This window comes from Streptomyces sp. NBC_01506 (assembly GCF_045040295.1).
Lineage (GTDB): Bacteria > Actinomycetota > Actinomycetes > Streptomycetales > Streptomycetaceae > Streptomyces.
The window spans coordinates 504781-519552 of sequence record NZ_CP109422.1; the positions used below are offsets into that span (position 1 = coordinate 504781).

At 71.7% G+C, this 14772-nt stretch carries 14 protein-coding genes; 4 read left to right on the top strand and 10 right to left on the bottom strand.

Features of this window, described 5'->3' with window-relative positions; translation table 11 throughout:
• Window positions 1-15 precede the first annotated feature (15 nt).
• From OG329_RS02195 to OG329_RS02210, 4 genes are read right to left on the bottom strand one after another with little or no spacing between them, the layout of a single operon-like run.
• Window positions 16-2673: an FtsX-like permease family protein gene (locus OG329_RS02195; RefSeq protein WP_405792242.1), complete on the bottom strand. Its 2658-nt coding sequence runs from the start codon at window positions 2671-2673 to the stop codon at window positions 16-18.
• Window positions 2670-3374, bottom strand: a complete 705-nt coding sequence (locus OG329_RS02200; protein ID WP_405792244.1) for an ABC transporter ATP-binding protein — start codon at window positions 3372-3374, stop codon at window positions 2670-2672. Before OG329_RS02200 ends, OG329_RS02195 begins: the two co-directional genes overlap by 4 nt.
• Window positions 3371-4084, bottom strand: coding sequence for an ABC transporter ATP-binding protein (locus OG329_RS02205; RefSeq protein ID WP_405792246.1), 714 nt, complete (start codon window positions 4082-4084; stop codon window positions 3371-3373). Before OG329_RS02205 ends, OG329_RS02200 begins: the two co-directional genes overlap by 4 nt.
• Window positions 4084-4695, bottom strand: a complete 612-nt coding sequence (locus OG329_RS02210) for a hypothetical protein (protein WP_405792247.1) — start codon at window positions 4693-4695, stop codon at window positions 4084-4086. The genes OG329_RS02205 and OG329_RS02210 overlap by 1 nt, the downstream gene beginning before the upstream one ends.
• A 166-nt stretch (window positions 4696-4861) precedes the next feature.
• On the opposite strand from OG329_RS02210, the gene OG329_RS02215 reads away from it, so the two are divergent.
• The 3 genes from OG329_RS02215 to OG329_RS02225 are packed head-to-tail and all read left to right on the top strand — an operon-like array spanning window position 4862 to window position 8240.
• Entirely contained in the window at window positions 4862-6193 is a 1332-nt protein-coding gene (locus OG329_RS02215) for a histidine kinase dimerization/phospho-acceptor domain-containing protein (RefSeq protein ID WP_405792249.1), read from the top strand.
• A complete protein-coding gene (locus OG329_RS02220; RefSeq protein ID WP_405792251.1) occupies window positions 6193-6873 on the top strand; it encodes a response regulator transcription factor in 681 nt (226 codons plus the stop codon). Before OG329_RS02215 ends, OG329_RS02220 begins: the two co-directional genes overlap by 1 nt.
• On the top strand, window positions 6870-8240 hold the full coding sequence (locus tag OG329_RS02225) for an ATP-binding protein (protein ID WP_405792253.1): 1371 nt from the start codon (window positions 6870-6872) through the stop codon (window positions 8238-8240). Before OG329_RS02220 ends, OG329_RS02225 begins: the two co-directional genes overlap by 4 nt.
• On the opposite strand, the gene OG329_RS02230 is transcribed toward OG329_RS02225, so the two are convergent.
• The 5 genes from OG329_RS02230 to OG329_RS02250 form a co-directional block, all read right to left on the bottom strand.
• On the bottom strand, window positions 8230-9051 hold the full coding sequence (locus tag OG329_RS02230; RefSeq protein ID WP_405792254.1) for a hypothetical protein: 822 nt from the start codon (window positions 9049-9051) through the stop codon (window positions 8230-8232). The two genes, OG329_RS02225 and OG329_RS02230, sit on opposite strands and share 11 nt — an antisense overlap.
• A 97-nt stretch (window positions 9052-9148) precedes the next feature.
• Window positions 9149-9343: a ferredoxin gene (locus tag OG329_RS02235; RefSeq protein ID WP_405792256.1), complete on the bottom strand. Its 195-nt coding sequence runs from the start codon at window positions 9341-9343 to the stop codon at window positions 9149-9151.
• Window positions 9344-9396: 53 nt separating this feature from the next.
• Complete coding sequence (locus OG329_RS02240) at window positions 9397-10626, bottom strand: cytochrome P450 (RefSeq protein ID WP_405792258.1); 1230 nt, start codon at window positions 10624-10626, stop codon at window positions 9397-9399.
• 54 nt (window positions 10627-10680) lie between these two features.
• Window positions 10681-11952 carry an NAD(P)/FAD-dependent oxidoreductase gene (locus tag OG329_RS02245; protein WP_405792260.1) on the bottom strand — a complete coding sequence of 424 codons (1272 nt, stop codon included), beginning with the start codon at window positions 11950-11952 and terminating at the stop codon, window positions 10681-10683.
• Window positions 11953-12120: 168 nt separating this feature from the next.
• Entirely contained in the window at window positions 12121-12768 is a 648-nt protein-coding gene (locus tag OG329_RS02250) for a TetR/AcrR family transcriptional regulator (protein ID WP_405792262.1), read from the bottom strand.
• Window positions 12769-13026: 258 nt separating this feature from the next.
• On the opposite strand from OG329_RS02250, the gene OG329_RS02255 reads away from it, so the two are divergent.
• Window positions 13027-13227: a hypothetical protein gene (locus OG329_RS02255; RefSeq protein WP_405792264.1), complete on the top strand. Its 201-nt coding sequence runs from the start codon at window positions 13027-13029 to the stop codon at window positions 13225-13227.
• A gap of 123 nt (window positions 13228-13350) precedes the next feature.
• Here OG329_RS02255 and OG329_RS02260 read toward each other — a convergent pair whose 3' ends face one another.
• Window positions 13351-14640: an SLC13 family permease gene (locus OG329_RS02260; RefSeq protein WP_405792266.1), complete on the bottom strand. Its 1290-nt coding sequence runs from the start codon at window positions 14638-14640 to the stop codon at window positions 13351-13353.
• Between the last annotated feature and the right edge of the window lie 132 nt (window positions 14641-14772).

The window sequence follows — 14772 nt, forward strand, 5'->3', positions numbered from 1 at the left end:
GCCTCGCCGTGTCGCTCACAGGTCGCGGAGTTCTTCGACGGGTGGACGGGTTGAACGGCGCGCCGCGTTGAGGGCCGCGGCGGCGATCGCGGTGACGGCGGCCAGGGCGGTCGCCGCGAGATAGGCCCAGGGGACGGCGATCACGTCGGGTGGCGGATCGAAGACGCCGGTCAGCACCTTGACCAGCATCTCGGACAGCGCCCAGCCGATGAGTGCGCCGCCGGTCAGCCCGCCGACGGTCAGGACCGTGGCCTCGCTCAGGACGAGGCCACGCAGTTGGCGGCGGGTGGCGCCGAGGACCGTGGTGAGGGCGAAGGTACGGCGCCGTTCGGCGAGGCCGAGGGCCAGGACGATGCCGCCGGAGGCTGCGGCCAGCAGGACCGCGAAGCCCAGCTCGATGCGGGTGAGCCCGGCGAGGTCGACGGAGGTGAGGCTGGAGCCGACCGTGGAACGGGTCTTGGTGATGTCGGTGACGTTCGCGCCGGTGCCCACCTGGTCGCTCAGCCGCTTGGCGACCGCCTGTTGGTTCGTTCCGCCGGTGTCGACGAGGAACGCGCCCACCGCGTCGCTGCCGGTGGTCTTGGCGACGTAGTCGGCGTTGGCGACGAAGAAGCTGTCCTTGGGGGCGGTGGGGAATTCCTTGGCGACGCCCGCGTAGTGGAAGGGGACGGTCTTCGAGGTGTGCGTACGGCCGTCCTGGAGGCGCAGGTTGACGGTGTCCCCCAGTGAGAGCTGGAAGTCCTTGACGGTCTCCTGGCTGACCAGCAGCGAGTCCGGCTTGGCGGCGAGTTTCGCCATGAGGCTCTTGGCCGTGCCGCCGGAGAAGTAGGCGTCCTGGAGGGAGGTGGCCGTCGTGACGGTGGTGGGCCGGACCCCGTACAGGTCTTGCAGGTCGGCGCCGACGTACGCGAAGCGGTGTTGCAGGGGCTCGACGTGCCGTACGCCCGGCACCTTCAGGGCGTTGCCGGCGTCGGGTCCCACGGAGACGCCGGGTGACTGGGTGACGGTGACGTCGGCGCCGTTGGTGAGCCGGGCGTCGACCTCGGCCTGTTGCCGGTAGGTGGAGTTGAACGTCGCGGTGGACGCGGCGAAGGAGAGGGCGAGGGCGAGCAGGACGACCGCGCGGGCCAGTGGCCGGCGGCGGCGGGACAGGCCGGCCGCGGTGGTGCCGGCGAGGGTCCCGGTCAGTGGCCGGGCCAGTCGGGCCAGGGGCCGCCGTCCGTAGGAGAGGACCAGCGTGGCCAGTCGCCACAGCAGCAGCGCGGCGCCGAACCAGAGCAGGGCCGGGCCGAGGAAGGCCCAGTAGGACACCGAGATGGCGGCCACCCCTTCGGGGGCGAGGACCAGCGCGTACTGGTTGCCGCTGGACGCCCGGAAGACCAGGAGCGAGGCGGCGAGCAGGACGAAGTCCAGCCCGAACCGCATCCACCAGGGCGAGCGGGCCCGGCCGACGACACGGCGCGCGGCGGCGACCGTACCGGTACGCAGGTCCCGCAGGGCCGGTACGAGGACGGCCCCGGCCGCCACGACCAGCCCGAGGACAAGGGCGAGGACGAACCATCCGGCCGCCGACGCGCCGCTCGCGCCGAAGGACACGGTGCCGAAGGCGGCCCGGCCGGCGACGGCGGCGATACCGAGGCCGAGCAGTCCGCCGGCCACGCCGACCATGCCCGCTTCCGCGCCCGCCAGCGCGGCGACCTGACGGGGCCGCAGACCGCGCGTACGCAGCAGGGCCTGCTCGCGCCGTCGGCGGTCGGCACCGGCGCCGGCCACGGCGGCGGTGAGCAGGGCGGCGAGCACCGCGCCGGGGACGCCGAGGAACAGGAACAGGATCTGCGCGTACAGGGCGTCCTGGCGTGCCGCGTCGAGTGCGGCACCGAGGTTGTCGCCGACGACGGCGCCGCCGGAGGTACGGGCCTCCAGGTTGTGGGCGGCGGCGGTGTCGGAGGTGTAGGCGGCGGCCGGATCGGCGGGCAGCCGCGCGTCACGGGCGATATGGATCTGGGTGGTGACGGTGGCGGGGTCGGCGGCCCTGGCCGGGGCGGTCAGCTTGTCGAACACGCCGGTGGGCAGCAGCAGGACGTTGTCGGGCGGGGCCGAGGGCTGGGACTGCGGTGGGGCGCCGACCTTCTGGAACAGCGAGTCGGCCTGCGGCAGGTCGACGACTCCGGCCACCTTCACCTTCGCGGGGGCCACGCCCGGCAGGTTCACGGTGACGGTGTCACCGGGGGCGACGTGCAGATTCGCCGCGGTCTGCTGGGCGATCAGGACTCCGGAGCCGGCGCCGGTGAGCTGCCGGATCTCCTGGGGGAAGGTGGCGCGGTAACTGTCGGGCAGTCCGAGGACGACGCCGGGCCCGGTGGTCTGGGTGGTGCCGGCGCCGGTGGCCGTGAAGCCGGTGCTGCGGGCGATCCCCACGCTCTGGGCGCTCTTGACGCCCTGCGCGGACTTCGCGGCGGCGAGGACGGCGCCGGGGTCGGCGCCCTGCTGGACCTCGGCCTGCCAGTCGACGGCGACGGAGGCGACGGCGCGGTCGGTCATGGTGGATTTCGACGCGGTCAGGAACGAGCCGAGCGAGGCGACGAGCGCGACCGCGAGTGCGATGCCCAGCGCGGTGGCGACCAGTCGGCCGGTGCGGCGGCGGAGCAGTCCGCCGGTCCAGGTGATGATCATGATGTGTCTCCTCGGGAGACCGTGGCCGGGCTTCGCCGGAGCGGTTCCGACGCGGTTTGGAGGCGGCCTTCGTGCATCGCCCAGCGGACGCCCAGGCGCTCGGCGACGGTGGGATCGTGGGTGGTGACGACCAGGGCGGCGCCGATGGTGTCGGCCGCGCTCAGCAGGACGTCCACGATGTGCCGGCCGGTGGCCCGGTCGAGTTGTCCGGTGGGTTCGTCCGCCAGGACCAGGCGCGGGGCGAGGGCGATGACGCGTGCGACGGCCACCCGCTGGGCCTGGCCGCCGGACAGTTCCTCGGGCAGCTTCGTGGCGAGGTCGGCGGCGGCGACCAGGGCGAGGGCTTCCATCGCGCGGCGCCGGGCCCGGTCCTCGGGGACGCCGGCCAGGACGAGGGGCAGGGCGGCGTTCTCGGCGACGTCCAGGGCCGGGACCAGGCTCGGTCCCTGGAAGACGACTCCGATCTGCCCCGGGCCGTCGGCGAGAGAGGGCCGGCTCACCGAGCCGGTGGTGGGCCGTTCCAGTGCCGCCATCAGATGCAGCAGGGTGGACTTGCCGGAGCCGGAGGGGCCGGTGATCGCGATCCGGTCACCGGCGTGGACCTCGCAGGTGGCGCCGTGTACGGCGACGACGGCGGCGGGCCCCTGGCCGAAGGTGCGGGCGGCGTCCTGGCAGCGGACCAGTACGTCAGGGGTGCTCATGACTCGATCCTTCCGTCACTCAGGGTGATGACCTGGTCGGCGACCTTCACGACTTCGGGGCTGTGGGTGACGATCAGCACCCCGCCGCCCAACTCCGCGCGGGTGCGCAGCAGCGCGAGGATCCGCTGCTCGGTGACCCCGTCCAGCTCCCCGGTCGGCTCGTCGGCGAGCAGGATGTCGGGGTCGTTGGCGAGCGCGACGGCAAGTCCGGCGCGGGCGAGTTCGCCGCCGGACAGTTCTTGTGGCAGGGCGCTTCCCCGCTGCCCGAGCCCGACCTGGTCGAGCACCTGGGCGACGGAGAGTGCGCCCGCTCCGGGGGCGGCGGTGCGCGCGAGGCGGATGTTGGCGCGTAGGTCGAGGTGCGGTACGAGGTTGCCGGACTGGAGCAGAACACCGACGCGGCGGGCGCGGACACGGGCCCGTTCGGCCTCCGGCCGGTGGCTGATCCGCTCCCCGCCGACGTGGACGACGCCGCCGTCCGGCTCGTCGAGACCGGCGAGGCAGGCCAGCAGGGTGGACTTGCCCGAGCCGGAGGGCCCGATGACGGCGACGGTCTCCCCGCGCCGTACCTCCAGGGCGACGCCGCGCAGAGCCAGCGTCTCCTCCTCGCCGGCCCGGAAGAACCGGTACAGGTCGCGCGCCATGAGCGCGGGGGCGTCGCCCGGGTCCGTCCCGAGGGTGCGGTCGCCGGCGCGCGTTCCGGGGCTCATCACTGCCACCGGAAGGAGTCGGAGACGATCTTCCACGGGTCCACGTTGTCGGCACCGACCGGGCCGGACAGCGTGAGGTCGACCTCCTGGCCGCCCCGGTGGAAGCTGTAGCGCTCGAACGCGTCGTGGACGACCTTGCCGGTCACCGGGTCGGGTGCGCTGTCGCCCCGGTACGTGAGCAGAACGCCTTGCCCCGCCTGGCGGGTGACGACGGTGGCCTTGGCGGACGACAAGCCGGGCACCTGCTTCTTCAGTGTGGGGACGACGGTGGAGGTCACCGACCGAGTCGTCGGAGCCGTCGACGCGTTGACGGCTGCGAGCTCGATCCGGTTGAGCTTGTCCGTGAAGGTCACCGCGCCGCCGCTACTGGTACGGGACCAGCCTTCGGGGACCTTGACGGTGAATCCGCCCTTGGCGGGCGTATAGGCGACGAACGCCTGGTCGTCGGGGATGTCACCGGCGGGGTTGGACTCCGCCGGGGCGGGTTTGGCGGTGGAACCGGTCTTCGTGCCGCCGCCCGAGTCGGCGGAACCGCCGCTGTTGCCGCACCCCGCGACGACGGCGGTGGTGAGTGTCAGAGCGGTGAGGGAGAGGACGAGTGTGCGTCGCATGAGCGTGCTGCCCTTCACGAGTGGGACTGCCGTACGGCGACGCTAGGCAGCGGCCGGTTAGAGCCCGGCCCACGCACGGTTAGACGACGGCAAAATCACGATTCCCCGCGTTTCCGGGCGTCGCCGGTCGCTGTTCCGGGGGCCGTACGCGCGCATCATGGGCGGCATGAGACAGCGTGTGGCCCGAGTGGCCCTGGTGGCCGCCCTCGTGGCCCTCCTCCTGCTGGCCGTACCGCTCGCGGTGGTGATCCGGGCGTCGTTCTTCGCGGACGAACGCGGGGAGTTGGAGCGCGCCGCCATGGCGGCGGCCGTCCGGGTGAGCCCGGACTTCGCGACGGGGGATCCCGTGGAGCTGCCGTCCGGGCGGTCGGAGGGCCGACTGGGTGTGTACGACGCGCGGTTGCGACTGCGTACCGGAACGGGCCCGGCCACGGCGGACACCGCCACCCGCCAGGCGCTGAACGGTTCGGTGGTGCAGCGGCAGTCCGACGGGGAACTCGTGGCCGCCGTACCGGTCTCCGGCAACGAGCGCGTCATAGGGGTGGTCCGGGCGTCGACCAGCACGGGCAGTGTGTGGAGCCGTATCCTCCTGGCCTGGGCCGCCCTGCTGGGCGCGGCCCTCGTCGCACTCGGCGCCGCCGTCCTGGTGGCCCGCAGACAGGCCCGCGCCCTCAGCTCGCCGCTCGAATCCCTCTCCCGCACCTCGCGGGCGGTCGCGGACGGCGATCTCACGGCGCGGGCCGGGCTCTGCGGCATCCCCGAGATCGACTCGGTGGCCCGTACGCACAACGTGATGGTCCAGCGCCTCGCCTCGCTCCTCCAGCACGAGAGACACTTCACCGCGAACGCCTCCCACCAGTTGCGTACGCCGCTGACGGGTCTCCAACTGGGCCTGGAGACCGCCCTGGAGACCCCCGGCGCCGATCCGCGCGCCGCGCTCCGTGACGCCCTGGAGCAGTCGAGCCATCTGCACCACACCATTGACGAGGTCCTGCGACTGGCGCGGTCTCAGGACGCCTCGGCGGTGGAACCCGTGGACGAGGCGGTGGGCGATCTGCTCGAACGCGCGGAACGCCGGTGGCACGGACCGCTCGCCAGGGACGGCCGGCGTATCGAACTCGTCCTGGACCCCGCGAACGCGGGGCTGCCGGTACCCGGCCGGACGACCGACCAGATCCTCGACGTCCTGCTCGACAACGCCCACCGGCACGGACGCGGGACGGTCACGGTGACACTGCGCGACATCGGGGCGGCCGTCGCTCTCGACGTCGCCGACGAGGGGACGGTCGCCCTGGATCCGAAGTCCCTCTTCGCGCGGGGCGCGACCACGGGGCCGGGCGAGGGGATCGGTCTCTCGCTGGCCGCGGACCTCGCGGGGGCGGCCGGAGCGCGGCTGAGCCTGACGGGCACGTCCCCGACGCGGTTCACGCTGCTGGTGCCCCGCGATGACCAGGGGGACGACGGGGACGAATCGGCCACCGGGGGCATACTGGCGTGATGACCTCAGCCCGCATCCTGGTTGTCGAGGACGATCCGGGGCTGCGCGACGTCCTGGTCCGTGGTCTGCGCGACGAGGACTTCACCGTGGTGACCGCCGCCGACGGCGCGTCCGCCCTGCGCGCCGTCGGCCCTGCCACGCACGCCGTCGACGCCGTCGTGCTGGACGTCGGGCTGCCGGACTCCGACGGGCGTGATGTGTGCCAGGCGATGCGCGGCGCGGGCGTCACCGCGCCGGTGATCTTCCTGACCGCGCACCACAATCTCACCGACCGGCTCTCGGGGTTCGCGTCCGGCGGGGACGACTATCTGCCCAAGCCCTTCCATCTCAGTGAACTCGCCGCCCGTCTGCGCGCGGTCCTCCAGCGCGCGGGCACCAGCCACGCCGTCGTCGACAGCACGCGCGCGCTGCGGCTGGATCCCGTACGGCACGAACTGACCGTGCACGACCGGGCGGTGGCCCTGACCCCCACCGAATTCCGGCTGCTCGCCTGTCTGATGGCCGGGCCCGGCGACGTGATCCGCCGCCGGGTCCTGCTGCGCGCGGGCTGGCCCGAGGGGGCGCAGGTCAGTGACAACACGCTGGATCAGTATCTGACGCGTCTGCGGCGCAAGTTGCGGGAGGCGGACAGCCCGCACGGCATCAGTAACGTCCGGGGAGTCGGCTACCGATTCGGATGAGACGCCTCCTCGCCTCCCGTACCCTGCGCGGCCGTCTCGCGCTGATGGCCCTGGCCGTCAGCGCCCTGTGGATCGCCGTCCTGACGACGGTGTTCAATCTGGCCCTGGACCAGCGCCTGCACGCGCAGGCCCAGGACGTACTGCGCACACGGGCGCAGGCGGTCGCGGCCACCGTGGACATCGGGCCGGACGGCCGACTGGTCGTACGGGAACCCGCGCAGGACCAGGCCCTGGACTCCGGGGTCTGGATCTACCAGGGCACGCGGGTGGTCGAGAAGCCGCCCGGTACGCCCACGGCTCTCGACGCGCGGGCGAATCAACTGGCCGGGCGCGCCGACGTGTTCGCCGACAGCGCCGGATCCGCCCCGTCGCGGCTGTACGCCTACGCCGTGCGGGATCCGGGCGGCGGCGAGCAGGTGGGCACGGTGGTGACCGCCGTGAGTCTCGACCCCTACCGCAGCACCGCGAACACCGCTCTCGTCGGGTCCGTCGTGCTGGCCGTGCTGCTGCTCGGCACCGTCTATCTCCTGACCCGTCTCGTGGTACGCCGCGCGCTGCGGCCCGTCGCCGCCATGAGCGCCACGGCCGAGCGCTGGAGCGAGGCCGGTACGAGCGAACGCTTCGGCTCCCGTGGCCGGCCCGCCGAACTCGCCACCCTGGCCACCAGCCTCGATTCCCTGCTGGACCGGCTGGCGGCGGTCCTGCGCGACGAACAGCAGCAGGCCGCCGAGCTGTCCCACGAACTGCGCACGCCTCTCGCCCGGATCACCGCCGAGACGGAGTGGCTGACCCGCCGGCCCCGCGACGCCGACGAACAGCGCGCCTCCCAGGAGGCCATCGCGAGCGCCGCCGCGACGATGCGGCGGATCTGTGACTCGCTGCTCTCGGAGGCCCGTACGCGCGGCTCGGCCGTTCCCGGCCGCTGCCGGGTACGCGATCTGCTGCGACGCCTCGCGGCGGCCGGCGCCGCGGAGCACCCTGACGCGCCGGCCGTGACGGTCGGCGGCGAGGACGTGAGCGCGGGGGTGTCGGACACGGTCGCCGAGCGCATCCTGATGCCGCTGCTCGACAACGCGCGGCGCTACGCGGCCAGTTCGGTGACCGTCGGGTGCGAGCTGGAGAACGGGGCGGTCACGGTGTACGTGAGCGACGACGGGCCGGGCGTACCCGCGGACTTCACCGCCTCGCTGTTCGAGCCCGGACGGCGCGCCGATCCCGGTGACGGGCACGACGGGGCCGGGCTCGGGCTGGCCCTCGCGCGGCGGCTCGCCCGCGCGGCCGGCGGCGACATCCGGCTCGCCGACGCCGGCACCGACGACGAAGCGGGCACCGGTGCCCGCTTCGTCGTCACGCTGCCTACCGGCTGACCGCGTCGGCCGACGCTTCGACCGGGACGGGTGCCACGTCCCGTTTCGTACGGGCGAGATACAGGACCAGGCCGAGGATGACCGCCAGGAACAGCACGCTCGTACCGACCGCGCCGAGATTCAGTCCGCCGTCCGCGCGCGGCTGGGACAGATAGTCGCCCAGCGAGGCGCCGAGCGGCCGGGTCAGGATGTACGCGATCCAGAACGACCACACCGCGTTGAGATCCAGGGTGCGGTGCGCGACCGCCACGGCGGCGATCAGGACGGCGAACACGAGGGCGGAGAGCCAGTATCCGAGGCTCAGCCGCTCGGCGACCAGGTCACCGGCCGCGGTGCCCAGGGCGAACGTGAAGAGGATCGCGAGCCAGTAGAACGCCTCCCTCCGGCCGGTCCGGATGGTGTGGATGGACAGCGTCCGCTCGCTCAGGTACCAGCCGGCGAAGGTGAGCGCGAGAGCCACGGCGAAGACGGCTGTGGTCGTCTCGAGCGGCACTCCGACGTTGTCGGTGAGATTGTCGCTGATCAGCGTGCCGACCACGCTGATCAGGACGACGGCGAGCCAGTACAGACCGGGCACGTAGGCGCGTGCCCGGAACTGGAAGACCAACGCGACGGCCAGCAGTGCGCCCATCACGTACGAGGTGTTGGTCAGGCCGAGACCGAGGTTGGCGTTCAGCAGGTCGGCCGCTGTCTCGCCCACCGTGGTGCACAGAATCTTGATCACCCAGAAGTAGAGGGTGACCTCGGGGACCTTGTTCCACATCCGCCGGTGCCGGGAGTGCCCTGCGGCGACGTGCGTGTTGGTTGTCATAGGGGTGCACGCTGGCAGGGCTTTCCTGAATGTTTCCTGACCGCGGTTCGTGACTGGCGGTTCCGTGACTACCGCCTTCGTGACTACCGCCGGGGCGTCATTCCTGGATGTGGATGGCGAGCGCCGGACATACGGACGCGGCGTGCCGGGTGTCGGCGGCCTGTTCGGCCGGGGGCTCGGCGGTGAGGAGTACGGCGATACCGTCCTCGTCGCGCTGGTCGAACACGTCAGCCGCGGCGACCACGCACTGTCCGGACGCGACGCACTTGTCCTGGTCGAGGATGATCTTCATGAAGGCTCCTTCGGTGGGGGTCGGACGGGGGCTGCGCGGGGCGGGCGGACGGGTTACCAGGTGACGGGCAGTTCGTAGACCCCGTAGACGCTGCCGTCGTGCTTGAACGGGATGCGCCCGATGTCGGCCGCGAGCCGCAGCGTGGGTACACGCCGGTAGAGGGTGCTGTAGACGATCTGGAGTTCCAGCCGGGCCAGTGGCTGGCCCAGGCACTGGTGGATACCGAAGCCGAAGGCCACGTGGTGGCGGGCGTCACGCTCGATGTCGAGTCGGTCCGGTTCCGGGAAGGCGTCGGGGTCGCGGTTGCCGATGTCGTTGGCGACGATCAGCCCCTCGCCGGCGCGGACGCGGTGACCGGCGATGTCGATGTCCTCGAGCGCGACCCGGCGCCGGCCGTTGTGGACGATGTTGAGGTAGCGCAGCAGCTCCTCGACGGCCGAGGCGACCAGCTTGGGATCGTCGGAGTCACGCAGGAGTGCGAGCTGGGCGGGGTGTTCGAGCAGCGCGAGCGTACCGAGCGCGATCATGTTCGCCGTCGTCTCGTGTCCGGCGATCAGCAGCAGCACACCCATCTCGGCGGCCTCGTCACGGGTCAGCTCCCCCGACCTCACCCGCTCGGCCAGTCCGGAGAGCAGGTCGTCGGCGGGGGCCGCGAGCTTCTTGCCCATGAGGTCGTCCAGATAGTCGAGCAGCGCGCGGAAGGCGTCGATCTGCTGTTGGGGGTCGACGTCGCGCTTGATGATGATCTTGCTGTTGTCCTGGAAGAAGCCGTGGTCGCGGTAGGGGACTCCGAGGAGTTCGCAGATCACCAGCGAGGGCATCGGCAGGGCGAACGCCTCCACCAGGTCCACCGGATTGGGACCGGCCAGCATGCCGTCGATCAGATCGTCGACGATCCCTTGGACGGCCGGTCGCAGCGCTGCCACCCGCTTGATGGCGAAGGGCGCCGTCACCATGCGCCGCAGCCGGGCGTGCTCGGGGTCGTCCATCAGGATGAAGCTGGCTCGCGGGCCGTCGGGCTGGAGCGGCGCCTGGAGCGGGTAGCCAGGCAGGGTGATGTCGGCGCTGACCCGGGGATCGGCGAGCAGGGCACGGCCTTCGGCGTACCCGGTCACCAGCCAGGGTGTGCTGTCGTCCCACATCCGGACCTTGGTGAGCGGAGCCTGCTTCTGCTGGGCCACGGCGGTCGGGGGCGGGTCGAAGGGGCAGGTGGCCGCCCGGTCCATCGGGAAGTGCGGTACCGCGGCCGGGCTCTCGCCGGGCGTTTCGACGGTGCTGGTCATATGTCCGCTCCAAGGGGGTGTGTGCGGGGGTTGGGGTGCTGGGGGCGGGTGCTGTCAGTGCGGGGCGGGGGCCGGGGCGGGGCCGCCGGCGAGCGCGTCGGCGACGTCCTGGCGGCGCCGTCGGGTCTGCTTGGGCATGTTCCAGCCGAGAACTCCGGTGACCGCGCCCGCGTGGCGGTACCGCGCGACGAATCGCCCGGCCGCCGGGGCCCCGTCCACGACCGTCATCCCGGCGGCGGTGCCCGTGCCGGCGCCCGGGCCGGGGCCGGGGCCGGCGGGAACGACGCCGTGCATCTGGATCTTGACGTCGAACTGGTCGGTCCAGAAGTACGGCACCGGTGTGTACGCCCGGTCGGCGCCGAGGATGTTGGCGGCGACGGCGATGGCCTGTTCGGAGGCGTTGGTCCGGTTCTCCAGCCGCAGCGGCCGGCCGAGCTGTTCGTGCTGCCAACGCGCCACGTCCCCGACCGCGTACACACCCTCGCCCGCCCGGCAACGGGAGTCGCAGACAAGGCCGTTGTCCATCCGCAGGCCGCTGTCGTGGAGCCATCCGGTCACCGGTTCGGTGCCGATCGCGACCACGACGAGGTCGGCGGGCAGCAGTTCGCCGTCGTCCAGACGCACGCCGGTGACGGTGCTCGCGCTGCCGACGAGTTCCTGGACACCCGCGCCGAGCCGCAGGCGGACACCGCGCGCGGCATGCAGTTCGGTGAGCAAGTCGGCCACGCGGTGACCGAGTTGACTGGCCATCAGCAAGGCCTGAGGTCCGACGACGGTGACGTCCAGGCCCATGGTGCGGGCGGTGGCGGCGATCTCCGTGCCGAGCACGCCGTCGCCCACGACCACGAGCCGCGCGGCGCCCAGCAGTCCGGCGCGTAACGCGAGCGCGTCGTCGAGTGTGCGCAGTACGTGGACCCCGGCCAGACCGGTCTGGCCGGGCAGGGTTCTGGGGCGCGTTCCGGTGGCCACGACCACCGTGCCGGCGCGAAGTGTCCGTCCGGAGGCGGTGCGCGCGGTACGGGTCGCGGCGTCCAGGCCGACCGCCGGGTCGCCGAGTACGAACTCGGCGTCCAGCGCCAACAGCGCCTCACTCGGCCGTAGTTGGGCGCGTTCGGGCTGCCAGATACCGGCGAGAACCTGCTTCGACAGCGGTGGCCGGTCGTACGGCGGGTGGGTCTCCGCGCCCAGGACCGTCACCGTGCCCGTAAAGCCGTGGCGTCGTAGTGCTTCCACCGTGCTCAGCCCGGCGGCGGACGCGCCGACCACCAGGACGTCGACGGTCTCGCGGAGCGTGGTGTGCGGCGTACGGTGCGTCGCTGCTCTCATCGTCGGAACTCCTCCGTCTGCGGTTCGGGAAGGAACGTGGGGCGCAGGGGTGGCGCAGGGCATGCGGGTGCCCAGGAGTGGGACGCCTCGGTGTGAAAGACCCTCAGGTGTGGGTGGTGATCAGATGCCAGTGAGCGTACGAGGGTGTGATGGCGGGGTGAGTGGTGCTCAGGACCGTGTGACGGGGGCCAGCCACAGCCCGACCATCGCGTCGATCAGGCCGGTCCCGGCGTCGCGCCAGCTCGACCGTGGGGTGGCGGCGCCGAGCGCGAGCGCCCGCTCCCGCTCGGCGCACATGTGCACCATCAACTGACGGGCCATGTCGCCGCGCTCCACCCGTACGTCGACCGGCAGATCGGACAGGCAGTCGTCGAGTCTGTGAATGATCCGGTGCATCGAGAACGAGTCGAGCGAGTCGGCGACCACGATCTCGCGCAGCCCCGGGTCGGTCATCACCTGCGCGGTGAACCGGGCGTACCACGTGGGGCTGCCCAGTTGGGCCAGATGGTCGGTGATCGGGCGCACCAGACAGGCCACCCAGTCATGTACGCCGGCGGAATCGCCGGCCTCGTCCACCATGCGCTGTCTGTGCTGCTCGATCGGCTCCGCGTGCTTGCGGACGATGGCCCGTACGAGATCCGTCTTCGTACCGAAGTGGTAGCCGACCGCGGCGTTGTTGCCCTGTCCGGCGGCTTCGCTGACCTGCCGGTTGGAGACCGCGAACACTCCGTGCTCGGCGAACAGCCGCTCCGCCGTGACGAGGATCAACTCTCGTGTCGCGTCGGCCCGTTCTCCACGGCCGGTCTTCCCTCTCACGGGCAGGAGCGTACCGGCACTTCGCATGGGGGGACTCATCTCGCCTCCTCGTGGTCGGCTTCGGAGTACGTGATGAGTGAACCGCGCCCTTTGGGGCCAATGCAAGCGACTGACTTAATTTCGACGTAGCCTCCGGCGCACTCGGGACAGACGGTTCACGCCCCGGCATCGGAGTGGTCTCCCCCGCTACCCGTTATCGAAGGGCGTCCGGTGTGTATGGGTGCAGAGTCCGACAGTCCTCGTAGAAAGAGAAAACCCATGCGTATCCGTACAGCAGTCGCCGCCACCGCGCTCGCCGCTCTCACCCTCCTGGGCAGCGCGGGTGCCGCCGCGGCCAACGAGCGGGGCGGCCACGACGGCGGCAACTCGATCGACCACTCCATCGTGAACAGCGAGTTCACCGCCACCTGGATCGAGGACAGCTTCAACACCATCATCGTCTTCGGCAACAACATCTAAGACCCCGTTGTACGTCGCCGGCCCCTCGTGGAGATTCACGAGGGGCCGGCCGCCGTTGTCGGGGCCGTCGGCCGCCGGTACGGCCGGTCTGCGCCGGTCTGCGCCGGTCTGCGCCGGTCGCTCTCAGAGCGAGCCGGGAACGACGAACAGACACCAGGTGACCAGCGGGCCGACCACGGCGATCCCCAGACCCCAGGTCATGAGTCGACGGAACACCAGGTCGCGCTGGTCGGCGGGGGTGTTCGCGGTGATCAGCGCGCCACTGGTGGAGAAGGGCGAGGCGTCCACCACCGACGCGGATATGGCCAGGGCGGTGATGAGCCCCACGGCTCCCACCTGGCCCGTGAGCAGGAACGGTACCGCCAGGGGGATCAGGGCCCCGAGCATGCCGGTGGTCGAAGCGAAGGCCGACACCACGGCGCCGATGAGGCAGATCAGCAGGGCGCCGAGGAGGGGGGCCTGAATGTCCGCGACCCGCTCGCCGAGGTAGTCGATGGTGCCGATGCGCTCCATCTGGCTGACATAGGTGACGATGCCGCAGACCAGCAGCACGGTGGACCACGCACAGCGGTCCACGGCGCCCTTGGCCGATTGCGGCGCGACCAGGGACAGGACGACGGTGATGGTGAGCGCCATCAGGCCCACGTCCAGGTCGAAGAACAGCGCGCCGGCGACCAGGCTGAGGAGCCCGAGAAGGGTCAGCGCGCGCGGGAGATCGAGGCGCAGGGGCTCGTCGGCCGCTTCGGCCGCGTCGCCCTTGCCTTTCATGCCGGCGTCGCCGCCGTCTCCGCCGGACGTCGCGATTCGCCCGAGCAACTGCCGGCCGCCGAAGATCAGGAAGATGATGACGCACAGGCCGACGTTGAAGAGGAACGACGCCGTGAACAGCAGCGCGGGGTTGCCGGGAAGGTCGTTGCGTTCGACCACGTTGTTGGTGATGCTGCCGAACACGCCGATCGGCGAGAAGCCTCCGGCGCTGGCCCCGTTGGCGATGAACAGGCCCATGAGCACGGGGCTTATGCCGTACGACGCGGCGAAGCCGAGCCCGATGGGCGCCACGATCCCGACCGCCGCCGGGGTGACCGCGCCGACCGCCGTCAGGACGGCGGTAACCAGGAACATCACCCAGGGAATGAGGGCGATCCGGCCGCGCACCGCCTTCACCGCCGCGTTGACGAGCCAGTCGACCGTGCCGTTGCTCTTCGCGATCCCGAACAGCAGGGTCACGCCGACCAGCACGACGAAGAGGTCGCCGGGGAAGCCGGAGAAGATGTCGTCCGTGGATTCGTCCACCACCGTGGTGCCGACGATGAACGCGGCCACGATGGCGAGCACGCCGAGGTGGACCGAGGAGAAGGTCGCGATGGCGAATATCAGTACCAGGGCGATGATGGAGATGACTTGATCTGACACGAGGGCTCCCTTGCCGTCGGCCGAAGGGCATGTCGCGGTGCATCAGGGCGCGTTGGCGCGTCACGAGAGGTGCGCGCGGCACCGGAGATGCTGGAATGCGAAGCGGCGCGCGAACGTTCCGCCCAGGTCCCG

What these genes read in the sequence shown, in the direction of transcription:
- OG329_RS02225 (WP_405792253.1), top strand. Translation starts at nt 6,870, where the DNA reads ATGAGACGCCTCCTCGCCTCCCGTACCCTGCGCGGCCGTCTCGCGCTG.
- OG329_RS02205 (WP_405792246.1), bottom strand. Translation starts at nt 4,084, where the DNA reads ATGAGCCCCGGAACGCGCGCCGGCGACCGCACCCTCGGGACGGACCCG.
- OG329_RS02215 (WP_405792249.1), top strand. Translation starts at nt 4,862, where the DNA reads ATGAGACAGCGTGTGGCCCGAGTGGCCCTGGTGGCCGCCCTCGTGGCC.
- OG329_RS02220 (WP_405792251.1), top strand. Translation starts at nt 6,193, where the DNA reads ATGACCTCAGCCCGCATCCTGGTTGTCGAGGACGATCCGGGGCTGCGC.
- OG329_RS02200 (WP_405792244.1), bottom strand. Translation starts at nt 3,374, where the DNA reads ATGAGCACCCCTGACGTACTGGTCCGCTGCCAGGACGCCGCCCGCACC.
- OG329_RS02245 (WP_405792260.1), bottom strand. Translation starts at nt 11,952, where the DNA reads ATGAGAGCAGCGACGCACCGTACGCCGCACACCACGCTCCGCGAGACC.
- OG329_RS02230 (WP_405792254.1), bottom strand. Translation starts at nt 9,051, where the DNA reads ATGACAACCAACACGCACGTCGCCGCAGGGCACTCCCGGCACCGGCGG.
- OG329_RS02240 (WP_405792258.1), bottom strand. Translation starts at nt 10,626, where the DNA reads ATGACCAGCACCGTCGAAACGCCCGGCGAGAGCCCGGCCGCGGTACCG.
- OG329_RS02235 (WP_405792256.1), bottom strand. Translation starts at nt 9,343, where the DNA reads ATGAAGATCATCCTCGACCAGGACAAGTGCGTCGCGTCCGGACAGTGC.
- OG329_RS02255 (WP_405792264.1), top strand. Translation starts at nt 13,027, where the DNA reads ATGCGTATCCGTACAGCAGTCGCCGCCACCGCGCTCGCCGCTCTCACC.
- OG329_RS02195 (WP_405792242.1), bottom strand. Translation starts at nt 2,673, where the DNA reads ATGATCATCACCTGGACCGGCGGACTGCTCCGCCGCCGCACCGGCCGA.
- OG329_RS02210 (WP_405792247.1), bottom strand. Translation starts at nt 4,695, where the DNA reads ATGCGACGCACACTCGTCCTCTCCCTCACCGCTCTGACACTCACCACC.